This is a genomic window from Muricoccus radiodurans (assembly GCF_050154705.1).
In the GTDB taxonomy this organism is placed as follows: domain Bacteria; phylum Pseudomonadota; class Alphaproteobacteria; order Acetobacterales; family Acetobacteraceae; genus Roseomonas; species Roseomonas radiodurans.
This window is the reverse complement of record NZ_CP189561.1, coordinates 4,076,617-4,094,742: the sequence shown is the minus strand read 5'-3', so window position 1 is coordinate 4,094,742 and position 18,126 is coordinate 4,076,617. Positions and strand designations below refer to the sequence as shown.

General features: G+C 71.9%; 13 protein-coding genes. 1 reads left to right on the top strand and 12 read right to left on the bottom strand.

All coding sequences use genetic code 11. From position 1 onward, the window contains the following. Positions 1-2 precede the first annotated feature (2 nt). Positions 3-1,403, bottom strand: coding sequence for a hypothetical protein (locus ACP6CK_RS19305; protein ID WP_426954929.1), 1,401 nt, complete (start codon positions 1,401-1,403; stop codon positions 3-5). A gap of 499 nt (positions 1,404-1,902) precedes the next feature. Between ACP6CK_RS19305 and ACP6CK_RS19300 the strand changes: the two genes are divergently transcribed. Further along, positions 1,903-5,808 carry a glycosyltransferase gene (locus tag ACP6CK_RS19300; protein ID WP_426954928.1) on the top strand — a complete coding sequence of 1,302 codons (3,906 nt, stop codon included), beginning with the start codon at positions 1,903-1,905 and terminating at the stop codon, positions 5,806-5,808. 58 nt (positions 5,809-5,866) lie between these two features. Here ACP6CK_RS19300 and phnE (ACP6CK_RS19295) read toward each other — a convergent pair whose 3' ends face one another. The 11 genes from phnE (ACP6CK_RS19295) to ACP6CK_RS19245 form a co-directional block, all read right to left on the bottom strand. Then, positions 5,867-6,727 (bottom strand): phosphonate ABC transporter, permease protein PhnE, encoded by an 861-nt coding sequence (gene phnE / locus ACP6CK_RS19295; RefSeq protein ID WP_426954927.1) that lies wholly within the window; start codon positions 6,725-6,727, stop codon positions 5,867-5,869. Continuing rightward, complete coding sequence (gene phnE, locus ACP6CK_RS19290) at positions 6,724-7,569, bottom strand: phosphonate ABC transporter, permease protein PhnE (protein WP_426954926.1); 846 nt, start codon at positions 7,567-7,569, stop codon at positions 6,724-6,726. The genes phnE (ACP6CK_RS19295) and phnE (ACP6CK_RS19290) overlap by 4 nt, the downstream gene beginning before the upstream one ends. 63 nt (positions 7,570-7,632) lie before the next feature. Then, complete coding sequence (phnD, locus tag ACP6CK_RS19285; RefSeq protein ID WP_426954925.1) at positions 7,633-8,544, bottom strand: phosphonate ABC transporter substrate-binding protein; 912 nt, start codon at positions 8,542-8,544, stop codon at positions 7,633-7,635. A gap of 41 nt (positions 8,545-8,585) precedes the next feature. Next, positions 8,586-9,395, bottom strand: a complete 810-nt coding sequence (gene phnC, locus ACP6CK_RS19280) for a phosphonate ABC transporter ATP-binding protein (RefSeq protein ID WP_426954924.1) — start codon at positions 9,393-9,395, stop codon at positions 8,586-8,588. Between the two features lie 86 nt (positions 9,396-9,481). After that, positions 9,482-10,282 (bottom strand): UDP-2,3-diacylglucosamine diphosphatase, encoded by an 801-nt coding sequence (locus ACP6CK_RS19275; RefSeq protein ID WP_426954923.1) that lies wholly within the window; start codon positions 10,280-10,282, stop codon positions 9,482-9,484. Between the two features lie 182 nt (positions 10,283-10,464). After that, positions 10,465-12,045, bottom strand: a complete 1,581-nt coding sequence (locus ACP6CK_RS19270) for a hydantoinase B/oxoprolinase family protein (RefSeq protein WP_426954922.1) — start codon at positions 12,043-12,045, stop codon at positions 10,465-10,467. A 5-nt stretch (positions 12,046-12,050) separates the two neighbouring features. Beyond that, complete coding sequence (locus tag ACP6CK_RS19265) at positions 12,051-14,102, bottom strand: hydantoinase/oxoprolinase family protein (RefSeq protein ID WP_426954921.1); 2,052 nt, start codon at positions 14,100-14,102, stop codon at positions 12,051-12,053. Next, entirely contained in the window at positions 14,099-15,427 is a 1,329-nt protein-coding gene (locus ACP6CK_RS19260) for an NAD(P)/FAD-dependent oxidoreductase (RefSeq protein ID WP_426954920.1), read from the bottom strand. Before ACP6CK_RS19260 ends, ACP6CK_RS19265 begins: the two co-directional genes overlap by 4 nt. An 8-nt stretch (positions 15,428-15,435) precedes the next feature. Continuing rightward, entirely contained in the window at positions 15,436-16,248 is an 813-nt protein-coding gene (locus ACP6CK_RS19255; RefSeq protein ID WP_426954919.1) for an ABC transporter permease, read from the bottom strand. Then, positions 16,235-17,092 (bottom strand): ABC transporter permease, encoded by an 858-nt coding sequence (locus tag ACP6CK_RS19250; RefSeq protein WP_426954918.1) that lies wholly within the window; start codon positions 17,090-17,092, stop codon positions 16,235-16,237. The genes ACP6CK_RS19255 and ACP6CK_RS19250 overlap by 14 nt, the downstream gene beginning before the upstream one ends. Beyond that, positions 17,073-18,119 carry an ABC transporter ATP-binding protein gene (locus tag ACP6CK_RS19245; RefSeq protein WP_426954917.1) on the bottom strand — a complete coding sequence of 349 codons (1,047 nt, stop codon included), beginning with the start codon at positions 18,117-18,119 and terminating at the stop codon, positions 17,073-17,075. Before ACP6CK_RS19245 ends, ACP6CK_RS19250 begins: the two co-directional genes overlap by 20 nt. Positions 18,120-18,126 lie beyond the last annotated feature (7 nt).

Below are 18,126 nucleotides of genomic sequence, written 5' to 3'. Positions count from 1 at the left end.
GATCAGAACCCTGCCCGGAGTTGCTCCTCCCGCACCCGGGCCGCCTCTTCCAACGCGCGGCGGGCGCGGGCGCTGTCGCCCCGGGCGCGGGCCAGCCGCGCCTCCAGCAGGGCCATGCGGACGCTGTCGGTGCCTGTCTCGCGCCCCTCCCGCAGCAAGTCCTCCGCCCGGTCGAGGGCGCCGGCGTTGACGGCCGCCTCCCCCGCGGCCTGTCGCATCGCTGCGTCGCGCGGGGCGGCGGAGAGGGCGCTCTCGGCGGAGGCCAGCGACTCTGCGGCGCGCGCTGCGTCGGGGGAGGCGGTGCGGGGCCCGGGGCCGAGGGGATCGGGCAGGAGCGTCCCGCGGGAGGCCGCCGTGGCGAGGCCGGGCGCCAGGGCCGGCGTCCCGGTGCTTCGCTCCGCCGGGAAGGCGCGGGCGAGGGTGGTCCAGAAGGAGGGGGTCCGGTCGGGAGACCGCTCCTCGTCGGGCGGTGCCAGGGCGACCAGCGTGCGGGCCGAGGGCGCGGGCGCCTCCGCCATGGAGTGTCGGGGCGGCGGGGCCTGCGACAGAACGACCGGTGTTACCGGCGGGGAGGGCGTGGTGGACGGGGCGATGCCGACCGGGGCCGGCGGCACGGGCGGGAATGGCGCGGCGGCGATGACGGGGGGCGCTGTTGCGGGGGAGGCCGCAAGCGCCGCGGACGGGGTGGCGGCCGGCGCCGCATCCTGCCGTGCGCCGGGGGCGGGAAGGGCTGCTCCGGGTGCGCCCTCGGAGGCGAGCTGGCGCGCATAGGCCACCATCTCCTCCGCGGTCGCGCGCGCATCGGCCGGTCCCATCTCCGACCGCAGCACGCGCACGGCGCGGTCCGCCTGGCCGTCGGCCGCCAGGGCGAGGGCGAGGTTGTGCCGCGCGTGGGTGGGCGCGTCCGCCACGGTCTCCGCCGCCGCCAGCACCGTGATCGCCTGCCGCGCGGCGCCGCTGCCAACGAGCGAGACCGCGAGGTTGCTCCGCAGCGTCCAGTCGCCCGGCGCGACGGACAGGCCCCGGCGATAGGCCGCCTGGGCCGCGGCGCGGTCGCCCGCGAGGTCGTGGGCGAGGCCGAGGCCGCCCGCCGCCGCGGCGCTGCCGGCGTTGAGGCCGAGCGCCTCGGCATAGGCCTGGCGCGCCCCGGCCGCGTCCCCCGCGCGCAGGAGTTCGCGCCCGATCGCGAGCAGGCGCGCCTCGCTCCGGCCTTCCCGCGCCATGAGGGCGCGCTGGACGCCAGCCGCACCGGTCGCGTCCGGATTTTCGGCGGTGGGCGCAGCGTTCACGGCCTGAGCGAGACGAAGCCGCGTCTCCGGCGTGATCACGGGCCCCGCCGCGTCGCAGGCCGACAGAAGCAGGAAGACCGCGACCATCGCATGACGCCGGGGGTCTGAGGCCATTCTGGGCTCCCTACCCATCGGCGCAACCCACGGGCGAAGGCATCCTTACCGGGACACGGCCCGGCAGCAAGGGAGCGTCGCACTCAACCGTGACGGTGGTGCAGGAATGAGACGGTTGTGGCCGGCCGTGAGTTTTTGTCCCTCCTGCTTTGCCACGAATCGGGCAGGTGAGTGTGGCGCGAACACGGGCGAGGGATAAAGGCTTGAAGGCGATGCATCGAGGAGCCGGCATCAGCAGGTCTGCGAGGCGCGACCGACCGGTGGCCAGCATCGCCAGTCAGAACAGCAGACGGCCGCGTTAAAGATATTTGACTTGTCGAAACGATCACAACTCTGACAATAGTCTCCCTGTATGAGGCGTTGATCCTTGACAGGAACACGCTGCGCGGTTTGAGGGGCGAAGCGGATTCCGGGGCACGTCGAAACCTTCGCGCGGCGCGACAGCTTCCTGCACGTCGCTGGCTGGTTTCGCGCGCCCGAACACCGTTTGGCGGCCGCGGTGCCACGGCTGGTCCTGCTCTGGGGCGCGGAACGCCTGGAGATCCCACTGCGGCGGCTTCGCGAACGCCGCGACCTGCCGGCCCGCGACGGGCTGCCCGCCGGCCGCGACTTCCACGCGCTGCTGCGGCTGGGGACCGTCGAGGGGCCGATCTCCGCCACCGTCCAGCTCGGCGGGGAGACGATTCCCCTCACGCCCCCTGTCCTGCAGGCCAGCGCGTTCCGACCGCAAGGCGGACTGGAACGGGCGGACCGCGGCGGGGTCCGCGGCTGGGTGCTGGACGCCCCTTGGGAGCAGCCCTCGCTCCAGCTCGAGGGCTGCGACGCGGTGCCGGTGCCCCTCACCCTGCACCGGCCCGACCTTCCCTTCGACGACGGCTCGGAGGAGCCGACCTTCGGCTTCGACTTCCCGCTCGAGGCGCTGGCCGGCAGCCTGCGCCAGGCGGCGCCGGGCGCCTCGCTCTTCGATGGACGGTCCCGCGAGCTCATCCTGATGGCGTCGGGGGTCGAACTGGCCCGCCGGACCCTCACGCTCCACCGGGACCTGACCGGGAAGCTGGAGCGGGTGGAGTCCGGGACGGCGACAGGCTGGCTGGCCGAGCGCGGGCGCCCGCAGGACGTCCAGACGGTGGACCTCCTGCTCGACGGCACGCGGTGGGACACGGTCGAGGCGAATCTGTCCCGGCCCGATCTCGTGCGCGCGGGCCTCACCCAGTCGAAGGGCGGCTTCCAGGTCCTGCTTCCGCGCCACCACCCGGGCGAGGGAGGACCGCTGCGCATCGCCGCGGCGCCGCACGGGGTGGCCGAGCCGCTGCCGGGCGAGGTGGTCACGGCGCCGGACGCGCTGCCGCCCTGGCGCAGGGATCACGGGGAGCTGGCCTTCCGAATGCCGGCGGAGGGCGGGGCGCCGGTCTCCGTCATCGTGCCGATCCACAACGCGGCCGAGGAGTTCGACCGCTGCCTGGAGAGCGTCGTCCGCCACACCACGGGCCCCGCGCGGCTGATCCTGATCGACGATGCCAGCACGCAGCCGGAGGTGGCCCAGGTGCTCCGCCGCTGGCGGGGCCACCCGGGCGTCGAGATCCACCAGAACCCGGAGAACCTCGGCTTCACCCGCACGGTCAACCGCGGCATCGTCCTGGCGGGCCGGGATGACGTGGTGCTGCTGAACTCGGACACCGCGGTCGGGCCGGGCTGGCTCGACGGCCTTCGCGCCGCGGCGCATTCGGGGCCGCGCACGGGCACGGCGACCGCCGTCTCCAACAACTCCGGCGCCTTCTCCGTCCCGGAGATCAACGTCGCGAACGAGATGCTCCCCTGGTTCGGTGTGGACGAGATGGCCCGCCTGGTCAGGCAATGCCCGGCCCCGGCCTTCCCGGTCGTGCCGACCGGCCACGGCTTCTGCCTCTACGTCCGCCGGGCTTGCCTCGACGTCGTGGGCCTGTTCGACGAGGCCGCCTTCCCGCGCGGCTACGGCGAGGAGAACGACTTCTGCATGCGCGCCGCGCGCGCCGGCTTCGACAACGTCCTCGATGACCGCAGCTTCGTCTGGCACCAGCGCTCCGCCTCCTTCGGGGCGGAGAAGGCGGGGCTCTACGCGTCCGGGCGCGTCATCCTGGACGAGCGCTATCCCGAGTACCGCAAGCTCACGCGGATGTTCCGGTCCGATCCGGCCATCCTGGCCGTCCGGTGGCGCGTGCGCCGCGCCCTGGACCGGGCGCGCGCGGGCGGCGACACGCCCCGGCCACGGGTGCTCTTCGTCGTCTCGACGCAGACGGGCGGCACGCCGCTGACGAACCGCGACCTCATGGGCGCGCTGTCCGACCGCTACGAACCCTGGCTGCTGTCGAGCGATTCGAGAAGTCTCACCCTCTCCCGCTATCGACCGCCCTCATCCGGTTCGGAGGGGAAGCCGGAGACGGTGACCGAGACGCACCATCTGGAGCGCCCGATCGAGCCGACCTCCCACCGCTCGACCGAGTACGACCGGGCGGTCGCGGACCTGATCCTGCGGCACGGCTTCGAGCTGGTGCACATCCGGCACCTCGCCTGGCACGGTCTGGGGCTGCCGGAGGTGTGCCGGCGACTGAACGTGCCCGTGATCTTCTCCTTCCACGACTTCTACACGATCTGCCCGACCACGAAGCTGCTCGACGCGGAGGGCCGCTTCTGCGGCGGGCCCTGCACGCGCGGCGAGGCGGACTGCAAGGCGGAGCTGTGGCCGGCCGACGCAATGCCGCCGCTGCGCCACCGCTACGTCCACCGCTGGAAGGAGATGATGGGCGAGGCGCTGAGTGCCTGCGACGCCTTCGTGACCACGTCCCACGCCGCCCGGGCGACGCTCACCCGGAACTTCCCCTTCCTGGAGGAGCGCGACTTCCGGCTGATCCCCCATGGCCGCAGCTTCCCGCGCATGGAGATGCTGGCCACCGAGCCGACCCTGGACGAGCGCCTGCGCGTCCTCGTGCCGGGGAACATCTCGGAGGCGAAGGGCGGCGCGCTGGTGGCGGCCGTCGCCGCGCTCGACGGCGGGCGGGAGATCGAGTTCCACGTCCTCGGTGCCACGGACCGCAGCCTCGCCGCCCGGCCGGGGCTGATCCTGCACGGACGCTACACGCGGGACGACTTCGCGGCCCATGTGGCGGGCATCCGGCCGCATGTCGGGGTCATCCTGTCCCGCTGGCCCGAGACCTACTGCCACACCCTGACGGAGTGCTGGGCCGCGGGCGTGCCGGTGGTGGCGACGAAGACCGGCGCCCTGGCGGAGCGGATCACCGAGGATCCGGGCGGATGGCTGGTCGATCCGCGGACGACGCCCGAGGAGCTGCTGGCGCTGCTCCGCCGGCTCCGCCGCGAGCCGGCGTCCGTGCGCGCGCGGCGCGACGCGGTGCTCGACTGGCAGTCCGGCGCGGGGCGCCACTGGGACGCCGCCGCGATGGCGGTCGAGTATGACCGCCTCTACCGCGAGGTGCTCGGCCGCCGCCTGTCCTTCCGCACGCCACAGCCGGCACCGCGCGTGCTGCTGACGCTGGACCGGAGCGGCGGCGTGCTGCCGACGCCGCTGCGGGTCGCGACGCGCAACGCCGTCGGCCGGTCCGTCATCTTCCGGCCCGTCCTTCCCTCCTTCCCCTTCGGCGACCCGCGCTGCGGCCGGGCGGACGGGGTGCTGGTGGCCCCGGGCGCCGTCCCGCCCGAGGACCTCGCGGCGCTCCGCGCCCGCTGCGCGGCCGCCGGCCTTCCCGTGGTGGAGCTTTCGGCCGGTCCGGAGGAGGAGGGTCTCTTCCTCGGGCAGGGGCTGGCCGCGGCGGACTGGCTCTCCGGCGATCCGGGAGGCGCCGAGACCGCGCCGCCCGAGCCCGGGACACCCTGGCGCGTGCTCTTCGCCCATGACGGCGACACCGCCCTACTGGCGGCGCTCCGGCCGGTCTTCGAGAATCTCGGGACGCTCGGGGTGGCGACCCTCAGCGTCCTCGACGGGCCGGCGGAGGCGGGAAGCTGGTTCCGGACGATCGAGTCCGGTCCGGCGGGCGGCATCGCGGCCCTGCGCCGGGCCGCCCGGGATCACGACCTCGGCCTCTCCTGTTCCGCGCCGATGTCCCTCGCCCTGCAGGCGGCCTGCCTGCCGGTGGTGACCATCCCGCCCGATCTTCCCGCGCGCGATCCGGCGGCGGTCCAGGCCGTGCAGGACAGGCTGCTCCAGGTCCTGGCCGAGATGGGGGCGGATGCGCTGCGCCATGCCGGGCAGGTCCAGGCGGACCTCCGGGCGGTGCGCCGGTTGATCGCCGACGCCCCTGCCCCCCGAAGGACGGATGCGGAGCTGACGAGGGTTCTCGACGCCGCCGCGGCCCGGCAGCGCTGGCCCGGCGCCGGCCCCGTGGTCCGGGCGAGCGCCGCCGCGATCGCCTAGCCGCACCGGGACGCGGGCGGCACCGGGGACCGGCCGCACGGCCGGGCAGGTCGCGCCCTCAGCCCGCCAGCGCCCGCCGCAGCCGGCCGGAGACGAGGTCGATCACCGCGACCGTCACCAGGATCAGCAGGACGATGAAGGAGACGACGCCCCACTCCAGGGTGCGGATCATCTCTGACAGCGCGAGCCCGATGCCGCCGGCGCCGACGATCCCGATGATGGTGGACGAGCGGGTGTTGCTCTCGAACATGTAGAGCAGGTGGCCCGCCATGACCGGCAGCACCGCCGGCAGCACGCCGAAGCGGATCCCGTGCAGCCTGCCGCCGCCGGCGGAGGTCACGCCCTCCACCGCCTTGCGGTCGGCGGCCTCGATCGCTTCGGAGAAGAGCTTGCCGAAGGTCCCGATGTCGCTGGTCATGATCGCCAGCACGCCGGCGAAGGGGCCGAGCCCGACGACGCTCACCCAGATCAGCGCCCAGATGAGCGCGTCCACCCCGCGGATGCTGTCCAGCACGCGGCGGGACAGGAACTGCACGATCCGGTTGATCGAGGTGTTGCGCGCCGCGAGGAAGCCGATCGGGAAGGCTATGGCCGCGGCGAGCAACGTGCCGAGGAAGGCGATGGCCAGCGTCTCCGCCAGCCCGTGCAGGATGAGCAGGGTGCGCGACCAGGTACCGGGATTCGGCGGCACCATCAGGCCGAGGAAGTGGAGGAGCTGCTCGAAGCCGCCGGCGATCCGCCCAGGCGAGAATTCCAGCCGCCACAGGCCGAAGACGAGGAGGCCGAGCGCCGCCGCGAAGATCGCGAGCGCCACCAGCCGCGACGGCGGCAGCGGGCGGAACACCGCGGGGTGGCGGGCCGCGAGCCCGGCCCGGTCCGCCAGCGCCGCGGCGCGGAGGGAGGAGGTGGCCGCGCTCATGCCGGGCGCTCCATCGCACCGATCAGCCAGTGACGCAGCCGCTCCGTGGCCAGGTCGATCAGCATGACCGTCAGGATGATCATCAGCAGGATCGCGGCCACATCGTTGTAGTAGAACTTGCGGATCGCCTCGATCAGGTCCTGCCCGATGCCGCCCGCGCCGACGAAGCCGAGGACGGAGGCCTGGCGGACATTCACCTCGAAGCGCAGCAGCGCGTAGCTCGCGAAGTTCGGCAGCACCTGCGGCAGGACGGCGAAGCGCACCATGGCGGGCCAGGAGGCGCCGGACGCGACCGCCCCCTCCACCGGCTTCCGGTCGATGTTCTCCACCACCTCGGAGAAGAGCTTTCCGAGGGCGCCCATGCTGTGGATCGCGATGGCCAGCACGCCCGGGACAGGGCCCAGGCCGAAGGCGATGACGAAGATCAGCGCGAAGACGATGTCGGGGACGGTCCGGCAGAATTCCAGGACACGCCGGGCAGTGCCGCGCAGCCAGGGATTCCGCACGAGGTTCGCCGCCGCGACGAAGGAGAGCAGGAAGCCGCCGATGGCGCCGAGCGCCGTGCCGACATAGGCGATCAGCAGCGTGTCCGCGAGCAGGAGGCCCCACTTCTTCCAACCCCAGAGCCATTCGCCCGGGTCGGTCCAGACGCGGCCTCCGCCGGATTCCAGCGTCAGCAGCCGGTCGAAGTAGTTCAGGAAGCCGCCGAGATGCGTCCAGAGCCGCGCCGGGTCCACCTCGGCGACATGGGCGGAGAGGAGGGCGAGGGCGGCGACGATGACCGCGGTGACCAGGGACCGCCGCCGGGCACCGCGCCCGGCGGCGCGATACCCGTGCAGCAACTCATCCAGCCGGTCCCCCGGCAGGCGCGTGATGGTGGTGGCCAGGGGACCGCGCTCCGGTGATCAGCCGCGACGGCGGAGATTGTCGACGAAGCGGTTCAGCTCGATGATCGGTTCGTAGGCGGCGTTGTCCACGGCCTCCAGCGGACCCTGCTTGCCCTCGTAGATCCGGTTGAAGGCGGCCTCGTCTGCGCGGTGGACCTCCAGCACCGCGGTGCGGATCGCGGCCTTCAGCTCGTCCGGCAGGGTGTTCAGATACGCCACCGGAGAGTTCACGATCTGGTCGGACTTGAAGATGATGCGGAAGTCGGCCGCGCGCACCATCCCCTTGCGCTCCATGCGCAGCAGGTTGCTCTCCTGCTCGTCGTTCCACCAGTTCGCGGCCATGTCCACCGTGCCCTGGCCGAGCGCGATCACCGCGTTCTCGTGGCTGCCGGTGTAGACGACGCGGCCGAAGAACTGCTCCGGGTTGATGCCCATCTTGTTCAGGGCGAAGCGCGGCACGTTGTTGCCGGAGGTGGAGTTCGGGTCCACGAGGCCGAGGTTCTTGCCGCGCAGGCCCTCGACGCGCTGATAGGGGCTGTCGGCCTTCACGTAGAAGACGGAGTAGTAGCCCTTCGTGCCGTCGAGGTTCGTCTCGATCGCGAAGGCGGTGATTTGCGCGCCGGTCATGAGCGCGCGGGCGAAGGAGGAGGGGCCGTAGGAGGCGATGTGGATGTTGCCGGCCCGCTGCCCCTCGATCACCGCCGCGTAGTCATTCGCGATGCGCAGCGTGACGCGGGTGCCGAGGCGACGGGAGAGGTAGTTCACGAAGGGACCGTAGCGCTCCGTCACGCCGGAGGCGTTCTCGGACGGGATGATCGCGAAGACCAGTTCGGGGTAGCGGGCCGCCCAGGACGGCGCCTGGGCGCGGGCGAGCGACGGGGCCGCCAGGACGGCGGTGGCGCCCAGCAGGGCGCGGCGTTGCAACAGCATAGGGACCTCTCTTTGAGGAAGGCGGGCCGGAAGCGGCCCGCTCAGGCGGGGAGCAGGAAGGGGCTGAGCGGCGCGACCGGCGCGCGCGGGGCGGGGGCGGCGTCCACCACCTCCGCGGCCTCCAGCCCGTAGAGGGCGCGGGAGGCATCGTCGTCGAGCGCGTCCGGCGGGCCGTCAAACACGATCCGCCCGGCCGAGAGGCCGACGAGGCGGTGGCAGTAGGCGCGCGCGATGTCGAGCGCGTGGAGGTTGCAGAGGACGGTGATGCCGTAGTCCCGGTTGATGCGCGCGAGCGCGTCCATCACGAGCCGCGTGTTGCGGGGATCGAGGGAGGCGATCGGCTCGTCCGCCAGGATGATCTCGGGCTCCTGCACCAGGGCGCGGGCGATGGCCACGCGCTGCTGCTGCCCGCCGGACAGGTGGTCGGCCCGCTGCGCCGCCAGCTCCCCGATGTCGAAATGCTCGAGCGCGGTCAGGGCGATCGCGCGGTCCTCGGCGGACCAGAGGCGCAGCAGGGACCGGTGCGCGGGAGCCTGGTTCAGCCGGCCGACGAGCACGTTCGTCAGCACGTCCAGCCGGCCGGAGAGGTTGAAGCCCTGGAACACCATGGCGCAGCGCGCGCGCCAGTCCCGCAGCGCGCGGCCGCGCAGCGTCGTGACGTCCTTCCCCTCCCACAGGATGCGGCCGGCGGAAGGGTCCACGAGCCGGTTCACCATGCGCAGCAGCGTGGACTTGCCAGCCCCCGACCGGCCGATGACGCCGACAAAGCTGCCCTTCGGCACCTCCAGGCAGACGTCGTCCACGGCGATCCGCTCGCCGTAGCGGCGGGTCAGTCCCTCGATGATCAACATGGGCGCGACTTATCCGTCCGGGCTGACGCGTTGATGGCGCGACGATGAAGGATCGATGACAGCCTGCCGGTGGCCGGCGCGGCCCCTCAGGCCGGCACCGGATCCTCCGGAGAGGTGTGCCAGAGCGAGAGCCGGCGCTCCGCCGCCCAGTCCAGCAGCTCGAACCGGCCATCGGCGTGTTCCACCAGGGCGGTACAGCTCTCCACCCAGTCGCCATCGTTCATGTAGCGGACACCGCCGATGTCCCGCATCTCCGCGTGGTGGATGTGGCCGCAGACCACGCCCTGAAAGCCGCGCCGCTGCGCCTCGTGCGCCAGCGCCTCCTCGAACCGGTCGATGGCCTTCACCGCCCCCTTCACCTGCCGTTTCAGCCACTGGGAGAGCGACCAGTAGGGATAGCCCATCCGGCGGCGCACGACATTGAAGAGACGGTTCAGCGTCAGCGCCGTGTCATAGGCCCAGTCGCCCAGCAGGGCGATGAATTTCGCGTAGCGCACCACGCTGTCGAACTCGTCGCCATGGATCACCAACAGGCGGCGCCCGTCGGCGGTGGTGTGCACCGCCTCCCGTGCCAGACGGATGCCGGCCACCTCCAGCCCCAACCATCCGCGGAACATCTCGTCGTGGTTCCCGGGGATGTAGGTGACCTGCGTGCCCTTGCGGGCGAGCTTCAGAAGGCGGCGGATCACCTCGTCATGCCGTGCGTCCCAGTACCAGGACTTCCGCAGCCGCCACCCGTCCACGATGTCGCCGACCAGATAGAGCCGCTCGCACTCCACCGAGGCGAGGAAGTCCGCCAGGAAGTCGGCGCGGCAGCCGCGGGTTCCCAGGTGAACGTCGGAGAGGAAGACGGTTCGGTAGGTTCGCTTCGTCTCAGGCGGGTGCATCGCGGCTCCGGAACTCCGTATGCCTGCGCCAGTAACGTCTCAGCCCCGCGTCGTGGCGTGAAAGTTATTTGAATGCGCGGATGCGGTGCACGGAGGACGCCGGGGGAGAGAAGGAATTCCCTCCTCCGGACCCCCACTTATCTTCTTCTATCGAGCTGCCGCGGAACGCGGAGACAGGGACGCTATTCGGCGGCGCCGCCCGCCTGTCCCCAGCCACCGCCGCCGCAGGTCTCCACCACGATCACGTCGCCCTTCAGCGTGGGCCGCGTGTTGAGCGCGGTCAGCTCGATCGTCTCCTCGCCGCGCAGGATTCGGAAGGCGCTGAGGCGGCCCGGACCACCGCCCGCCACGCCCCAGGGCGCGCTGCCGCAGCGGTCGCCGTTGCTGCAGAAGGTGACGTCGTCCTTCAGCACCTCGTAGACCTTGCGGATGCCCTTCCCGCCGCGATGCCGCCCCGCGCCGCCCGACCCTTCGACCAGGCCGTAGGAACGCACCCGCACGAAATCGAGGTCCACCTCGGTCACCTCCACCGGCGTGTTGCCGGTGTTGGACAACGGCTGCGCCACGCCGTCGCACCCATCTCCGTGCATGGAGGCACCGAGGCCGCCGGCGATCACCTCGTGATAGACGTGATACTTCTCCGGCGTGCGGCGCATGAAGGCGACGGAGGTCGTCGTCTCGTGCCCGCAGGCGGCCACGCGGTCCGGCACCTCCTCCGCGAAGGCGCGGCGCAGGGCGCTGTAGATCCGGTAGCTGGTGGACATGCGGGACCGCACGGGGGCGGGGTAGATCGGGTCGCAGATCGAGCCCTTGCGGGTGGTGACGCGGATCGGGCGGTAGCTGCCATCGTTCACCGGCGCGCCCTCCTCCATCATCGAGATGAAGAAGGTGAAGACCGCGGACCAGGTGGAGGCGATGGGCGAGTTCACCGGCCCGTTCACCTGGTCGGCGCAGCCGCTCAGATCCACCTGCGCCTCGTCGCCGCGGATCGTCACCGTCGCGCGGATCGGGATGGGCGGGTCGCCGGGCCGCAGCCCGTCGCAGAAATCCTCCCCGGAATAGGTCCCGTCCGGCAGGCGCGCGAGGTTGGCGCGCATGACCCGCTCCGCGTAGTCCTGCAGCTCCGTCATGGCCTGGGTGACGGTCTCCGCGCCGAAGCGGCGGATCATCCCCTGCAACAGCTCCCGACCGCGCAGGCACGCGAAGTGCTGCGCGCGGTAGTCGCCCAGCACCAGGCCGGGGGCGCGCACGTTGGCGCCCAGCATCTTCTCGAGTACGCCGCCATGGAAGGCCATGGACTCCTTCAGCTTCATCGGCGGGATGATCAGCCCCTCCTGGTACAGCTCGGTCGCCGTCGCGCTGATCGTGGCGCCGCCGCCCATGTCCACGTGGTGGGAGATGCTGCCGGCGAAGCCGCTCAGCCGTCCCTCATGGAAGATCGGCAGCAGGATGATGATATCGTTGAGGTGCTGCCCGTTCGCGTAGGGGTGGTTCATCACATAGACCTCGTCCTCCTCCGTCGCGGAGAGGTCGAAACCGTCCCGCAGATAGGCCACGGCCGAGGCGAGCGAGTTCATGTGGATCGGGATCATGATGGACTGCGCCACTACGCGCCCGCCGGGGTCGAGCAGGCAGGTGGAGGTGTCCTTCGCCTCCCGCGCGATCGAGGAATAGGCCGAGAGGAGCATCACCGTGCCCATCTCGTTCGCGATCGCGTGGAACATGTTCGTCGCGGTGCTGAAGGTCACGGGGTCGAGGGGCATCGGCGCTACTCCCGGTTCCGCGTGAGGTGCAGGTTGCCATACGCGTCCACCCGCAGCCGCCAGCCGCGCGGCACGGCGGTGGCGGAGGTGGGCTCGAAGATCATCGCCGGGCCGGACAACTCGGCGCCGACCGGTAGGTCGAAGCGCTCATAGGTCTGCCAGCGATCCTCCCCGTCCAGTTGCACCTGACGCGGCACGGGGGCGGGCATGGCGGCGGCCGCGGCGGGTTCGGGCAGCACGCCCTCCCGCGGGACGCTCGCCTCCAGGCGGTAGCTGACGATCTCCACGCCCTGCTCGCGGAAGGCGTAGCCGTAGCGCTCGGCATGGGCGGCGTGGAAGGCCTCCGTCACCACCTCGGGGCCGCGCCGCGCCAGTTCCGCCGGGTCCACCGTGACCGTGAGCTCGAAGCCCTGGCCGATGTAGCGGGCATCGATCAGGTGGGTCAGGGCAATGCGGTCCGGGGCGATACCGAAATCCGCGAACTCGGCGTGCGCGCGCTCTGCGAGGGCGGCGAACTCCGCCTGCACATGCGCGGCCTCCAGCCCTGCGATCCGCAGGCCGGGGTCGGACTTGGTGTAATCCAGCCGGATGTCAGAGACGGTGAGCCCATAGGCCGAGAAGATGCCGGGATTGGGCGGCACGACGACGGCGCCGATGTCCATCTCCTCCGCCACGCTCGCGGCGAAGAGGGCGCCGCCGCCGCCATAGGGCAGCACGGCGAAGTCGCGGGGGTCGCGGCCGCGCTGGACCGTTGCCTGCCGGATCGCCTGGGCGATGTTCACCACCGCGATCCGGAACACCGCCCGCGCCAGCTCCACGGGGGACATGTTCAGGTGCTGGCCCAGGGGGCCGGCGGCGCGTTCGGAGAGGGCGGGGTCGATGCGCATCTCCCCGCCCATGAAGCGCGCGGGGTCCATCAGGCCGAGCAGGACGAGGGCGTCGGTCAGGGTGAAGTCGGTGCCGCCGCGGGCGTAGCAGGCGGGGCCGGGCTGCGCGCCGGCGCTGCGCGGGCCGACGCGCAACATCCCGCCGTCGTCCATCCAGGCGATGGAGCCGCCGCCCGCGCCGATGGTGGTGATGTCCATCATGCGGATGTTGATGGGGTTGCCGTCGATCCGGTACTCGGACAGCCCCTTGGCCACCATCTCCGGCTGCCCACCGACGACGAGCGCGATGTCGCAGGACGTCCCGCCGATATCCATCGTCAGCAGGTTCGCCGTGCCGCAGCGCCGCGCCACGAAGGCCGCCCCCGCCACGCCCGCCGCGGGACCGGAGAGGAACATCCGCACCGGCAGCCCCGCCGCCGCCTCGGCCGGCAGGACGCCGCCGTTGGACTGCATGATCATCAGGTCGCGCCTGTAGCCGAGCTCCCGCAGCGCGTCCCGCATCCGCGTGACGTAGCGCCGCACCACCGGCCGGACATAGGCGTTGATGACGGTCGTGGAGGTGCGCTCGTATTCCCGGAATTCCGGCGCGATCTCGGAGGAGAGGGAGACGTCGAGATCGGGATAGGCGGCCTCGACCAGCGCTCTCGTCCGCTGCTCGTGGACGGGGTTGCGGTAGGCGTGCAGGAACGCGACGGCGACGGAGGTCACGCCCGCCTCCACGGCGCGGTGGACGGTCGCCATCAGCGCCGCCTCGTCCAGCGGCGTCACCACGGCGCCGTCAGGGCCCAGGCGCTCAGGGATGCCGAAGATCGCCTCCCGCGGGACCAGGGGGGAGGGGCGGCGGTAGAACTGGTCGTAGATCCGCGTCTTCTCCTGCCGGCCGATCAGCAGGACATCCTCGAAGCCGGCGGTCGTGAGCAGCGCGGCCCGCGCCCCCTTCCGCTCGATGAGGCTGTTGGTGGCAACGGTGGAGCCGTGCAGCACCTCTTCCACCCCGTCCCAGGGGGCGCCGGCCTTCTCCAGCAGCTTGCGCACGCCGAGGAGCGCGCCCTCGCTGGGGTCGGAGGGGGTGGAGCTGACCTTCAGGGTCACGGGCGACTGCCCGTCCCGCAGCAGGATGAGATCGGTGAAGGTGCCGCCGATCTCGATGCCGATGCGCATGCCGCTCATGCCGCCTGCCGGTCCAGCCAATCGCGAAGGCGATACCAGTTGCCGACGATGGGCAGCATCCAGGGATTCCCGGTGTAGAAGGCCCGCGTCGGGAAGTCGCGCCCGTCGAAGACCGGGACGTGGTTGGTCCGTCCGGTCAGCTTCTTGCCCACCTCCGCGCCGAGGTAGGAGAGCATCGCCACGCCGGAGCCGTTGCAGGCCATGGCGTAGTGCAGCCCCTTCTCCGTCACGCCCATATGCGGCATGGCGTCGAAGGCGAAGGCGACGTTGCCCGTCCAGGCATGGGTGACGCGCACGCCCTTCAGCTGCGGCCAGCGGGCGAGCATCATGTCCCGCAGGATCGGCGCCGACACCTCCGGCGAGACCTGGGTGAAGCGCGCCCGTCCCCCGAAGATCACCCGCGTGCCATCCGGCGACATGCGGTAATAGGTCAGGATGCGGCGGCTATCCGCCAGCGTCCGTCCCTTGGGGATGAGGCTGCGCGCGAGCTCCGGGTCGAGCGTCTCCGTCGCGATGATGTGGGAGGCGACGGGGATCAGACGGCGTTGCAGGTCAGGCGTCAGGCCGCCGGTGTAACCGTTGGTGGCGATCACCACCTCCCGCGCCTCGATCGGGCCCTTCGTCGTGTCCACGCGCCAGCCATTGGCAATGCGGGTGAGCTGACCTGCCCGCGTGCTGCCGATCAGCGTCGCGCCGTGACGCTGCGCCGCCTCCATCAGGCCGCGGTGGTACAGGCCGGGATGAAGTTTCCCCGTGCGGTTCACGACCATGCCGCCATAGTAATAGTCGGAGGCCATCTCCTCCCGCTGCCGCTCCTTCGGGAGCATGAAGGCGTCGGCGTCGGCCATCGTGTTCAGCGCCTCCACCTTCGCGGCCATGCCGTCGTAGTGCTTCGGCGTCCAGGCGCCGACGAAGCGGCCCTTCCGCTCGTAGTGGCAGGAAATGCCCTCGCGCTCGATCAGGGATTCGATGTGGTTCAGCGCCTCGGCGCCGTCGCCCATGATGGCGCGCAGCTCCTCCCGCGCCTCCTGCGGGCTCTGCCGGCCCTTGGCGCCGGACAGGCCCTTGCCGACATTGTTGCCGCCCGATACGCCGCCGCCGTTGCGGGTGGAGGCTCCGAAGCCCAGCGGCTCCGCGTCCAGCACCACGGCCTGGCCGCCGCCGCGGCCGATCTCGATGGCGCAGTTCAGGCCGGTCAGGCCGCCGCCGACAATGACCACGTCCGCCCGCGCCGGCAGCTCGGCCGGCGGATCGTTGCCCATCTCGATGGCGTCCCACCAATAGGGGCGCGCCTTGAAGTCGGGGTGGAAGACCTCTGGGTCCATGGGATGCCTCAGCGGGTGATGGTCGTGGCCAGGGCGCCGCGGCCGAACAGGGCGGTCAGCCCCAGGCAGATCCCGACCAGCAGGATCTGAAGGACGGAGACCGCCGCGATGGTCGGGTCGATCTCCATCATGATGTTGTCGAACATCTTCTTCGGCAGCGTCATCGAGGCGCCGGAGAGGAACATCGCCAGCACCAGCTCGTCGAAGGAGGCGATGAAGGAGAGGAAGGCGGCGGAGACGAGGCTCGGCCGCAGCTGCGGCAGCGTCACCCGCCACACCGCCACGGCCCAGGACGCGCCGAGGCCGGCCGCGGCCTGCTCCTGCGCCTCATCGAAGGAGCGCAGCCCCGCGGTGGTGAGGATGACGACGAAGGGCAGGGCCAGCACGGCGTGCGCGACAGCCACCCCGTACCATTCCCCGATCAGCCCGAGCTTCGCGAAGACGCCGTAGAGGGCGATGGAGAGGATGATCGTCGGCACGATGATCGGCGCCGCCGCCAGCCGGTCCAGCGCCCGCACCCCCGGCAGGCGGGAGCGGACGAGGAAGAAGGAGAGCGGCACGCCGAGGCCCATGGCGAGCACTGTGCAGAGCGCCGCCACCTTGAAGCTGCGGATCGTGGCGTCGATCCAGGCGTAGTCCTCCAGGTAGCGCTGGTACCACTGCCAGGAGAAGCCCGGCGGCGGGAACTGGAGGTAGGAGGCGGAGGAGACGGAGATCGGGAAGACCACGAGCAGCGGCAGCATCAGGAAGACGAAGACGAGCGTCGCGAAGGTCCCGAGCAGGATGCGGCCGAGGGAGGATCGGCGCCTAGCGCGCGGCAAGGGCGCCTCCCCGGGTCAGGCGGCCGATCAGGGCATAGACCGCCAGCGTGACGAGCAGCAGCACGGCCGAGAGCGCCGCGGCGAAGGGCCAGTCCAGCAGCTCCCGCACCTGCTGCTCGATCAGGTTCGCGATCATGATCACCTGCCCGCCGCCGAGCAGTGCGGGGGTGATGAAGAAGCCGAGCGACAGCACGAAGACCAGCGCGCAGCCGGCCGAGACGCCGGGGAGCGAGAGCGGGAAGGTTACCCGCAGGAAGGACCGCCAGGCCGGCGCGCCCAGCCCCTCCGCCGCGCGGGCGAGGTCCGGGTCCACCCGCAGCAGCGCCGCGTAGATCGGGAAGACCATGTAGGGCAGCAGCACATGGACCATGCCGATCAGCACGCCGGCCTCGTTGTGCAGCAGCGGCAGCGGCGTCTCGATCAGCCCCCAGTCGCGCAGGGAGCGGTTGATCACCCCGTTCCGCCCGAGCAGCACGAGCCAGGCGTAGGTGCGCACCAGCACGCTTGTCCAGAAGGGCAGGAGCAGCGCGAAGATGCCGAGCGCCACGCCCAGCCGCCCGGCGCGGGAGAGCCAGAGTGCCACGGGATAGGCGAGGAGCAGGCAGATCACCGTCACCAGCCCCGCGATCCGCAGGCTGTCCAGCAGCACAGAGACGTAGAGCCCGTCCAGCGCCGCCTTCTCGAAATGCTCCAGCGTGCCGCCCTGCACGGAGAGCGAGAGAAGGCGCAGCACCGGCCAGGCGAAGAGCACGCCGATCAGCAGCAGCGCCGGGAGGGCGAGAAGGATCAGCCCCCCCTCCCGCCGCCGCGCCAGGGCGGCGCGGTCAGCCCCCGGGGACGACATGCAGGTCCTCCGGCGAGAAGCCGAGGGGCACCGTCTCGCCCTCTCCCGCCGGGGGCGGGGAGGAGGGGCGCAGGGGAACGCGCGCCAGCACCTCGGGCCCGCCCTCCACGCGCAGGCGGAGCTTCGCCGAGAGGCCAAGGAAGACGGTCTCCACCACCGTGCCGCGGCCCTGCAGGAGCGCCGTCTCCGCCTCGGTGCCGACGCGCATCGCCTCGGGCCGCAGCAGCAGGGTGACGCGCCCGGCCGCGCCCGGCAGCGGCACGGCGCCGAAGCCCGGCACCACCGCCGCGCCGTCCCGCGCCTCTCCCTCCAACAGGTTCGATTCGCCCAGGAAGTCGGCGACGAAGCGGTTCGCGGGATGGGCGTAGAGCGCCGCGGGCGGCCCGACCTGCTCGATCCGGCCGCGATCCATCACCGCGATCCGGTCGGACATGATCAGGGCCTCCTCCTGGTCATGCGTGATGAAGAGGGTGGTCAGGCCCAGGCGGCGTTGCAGGCGGCGGACTTCCAGCTGCAGCGCCTCCCGCAGCTTGCGGTCCAGGGCGCCGAAGGGCTCGTCCAGCAGCAGCAGGCGGGGGCCGAAGACGATCGCGCGGGCTAGCGCCACGCGCTGCTGCTGCCCGCCCGAGAGCTGGCGCGGCAGGCGCCCGCCGTAATCGCCCAGCTCCACCAGGGCCAGCGCCTCGGCCACGCGGCGCTCGATCTCCGGGCGGGGGCGGCGGCGCATCTCCAGCGGGAAGGCGACGTTCCCCGCCACCGTCATGTGCGGGAACAGGGCGTAGTTCTGGAAGACCATCCCCACCTCCCGCCGCCGCGGCGGGGCGAGGGTCACGTCCTCTCCGCCGAGGAGGACGGTGCCCTCGTCCGGGATCTCGAAGCCGGCGACGCTCTTCAGCAGCGTCGTCTTGCCGGAGCCGGAAGGGCCGAGGATGGTGAGGAACTCGCCCTCCGCCACCGCCAGGTCCACGCCGTCCAGCGCCGTCACGGCGCCGAAGCGGCGGACGATCCCCCGAACCTCAAGTCGCACCTTGGGA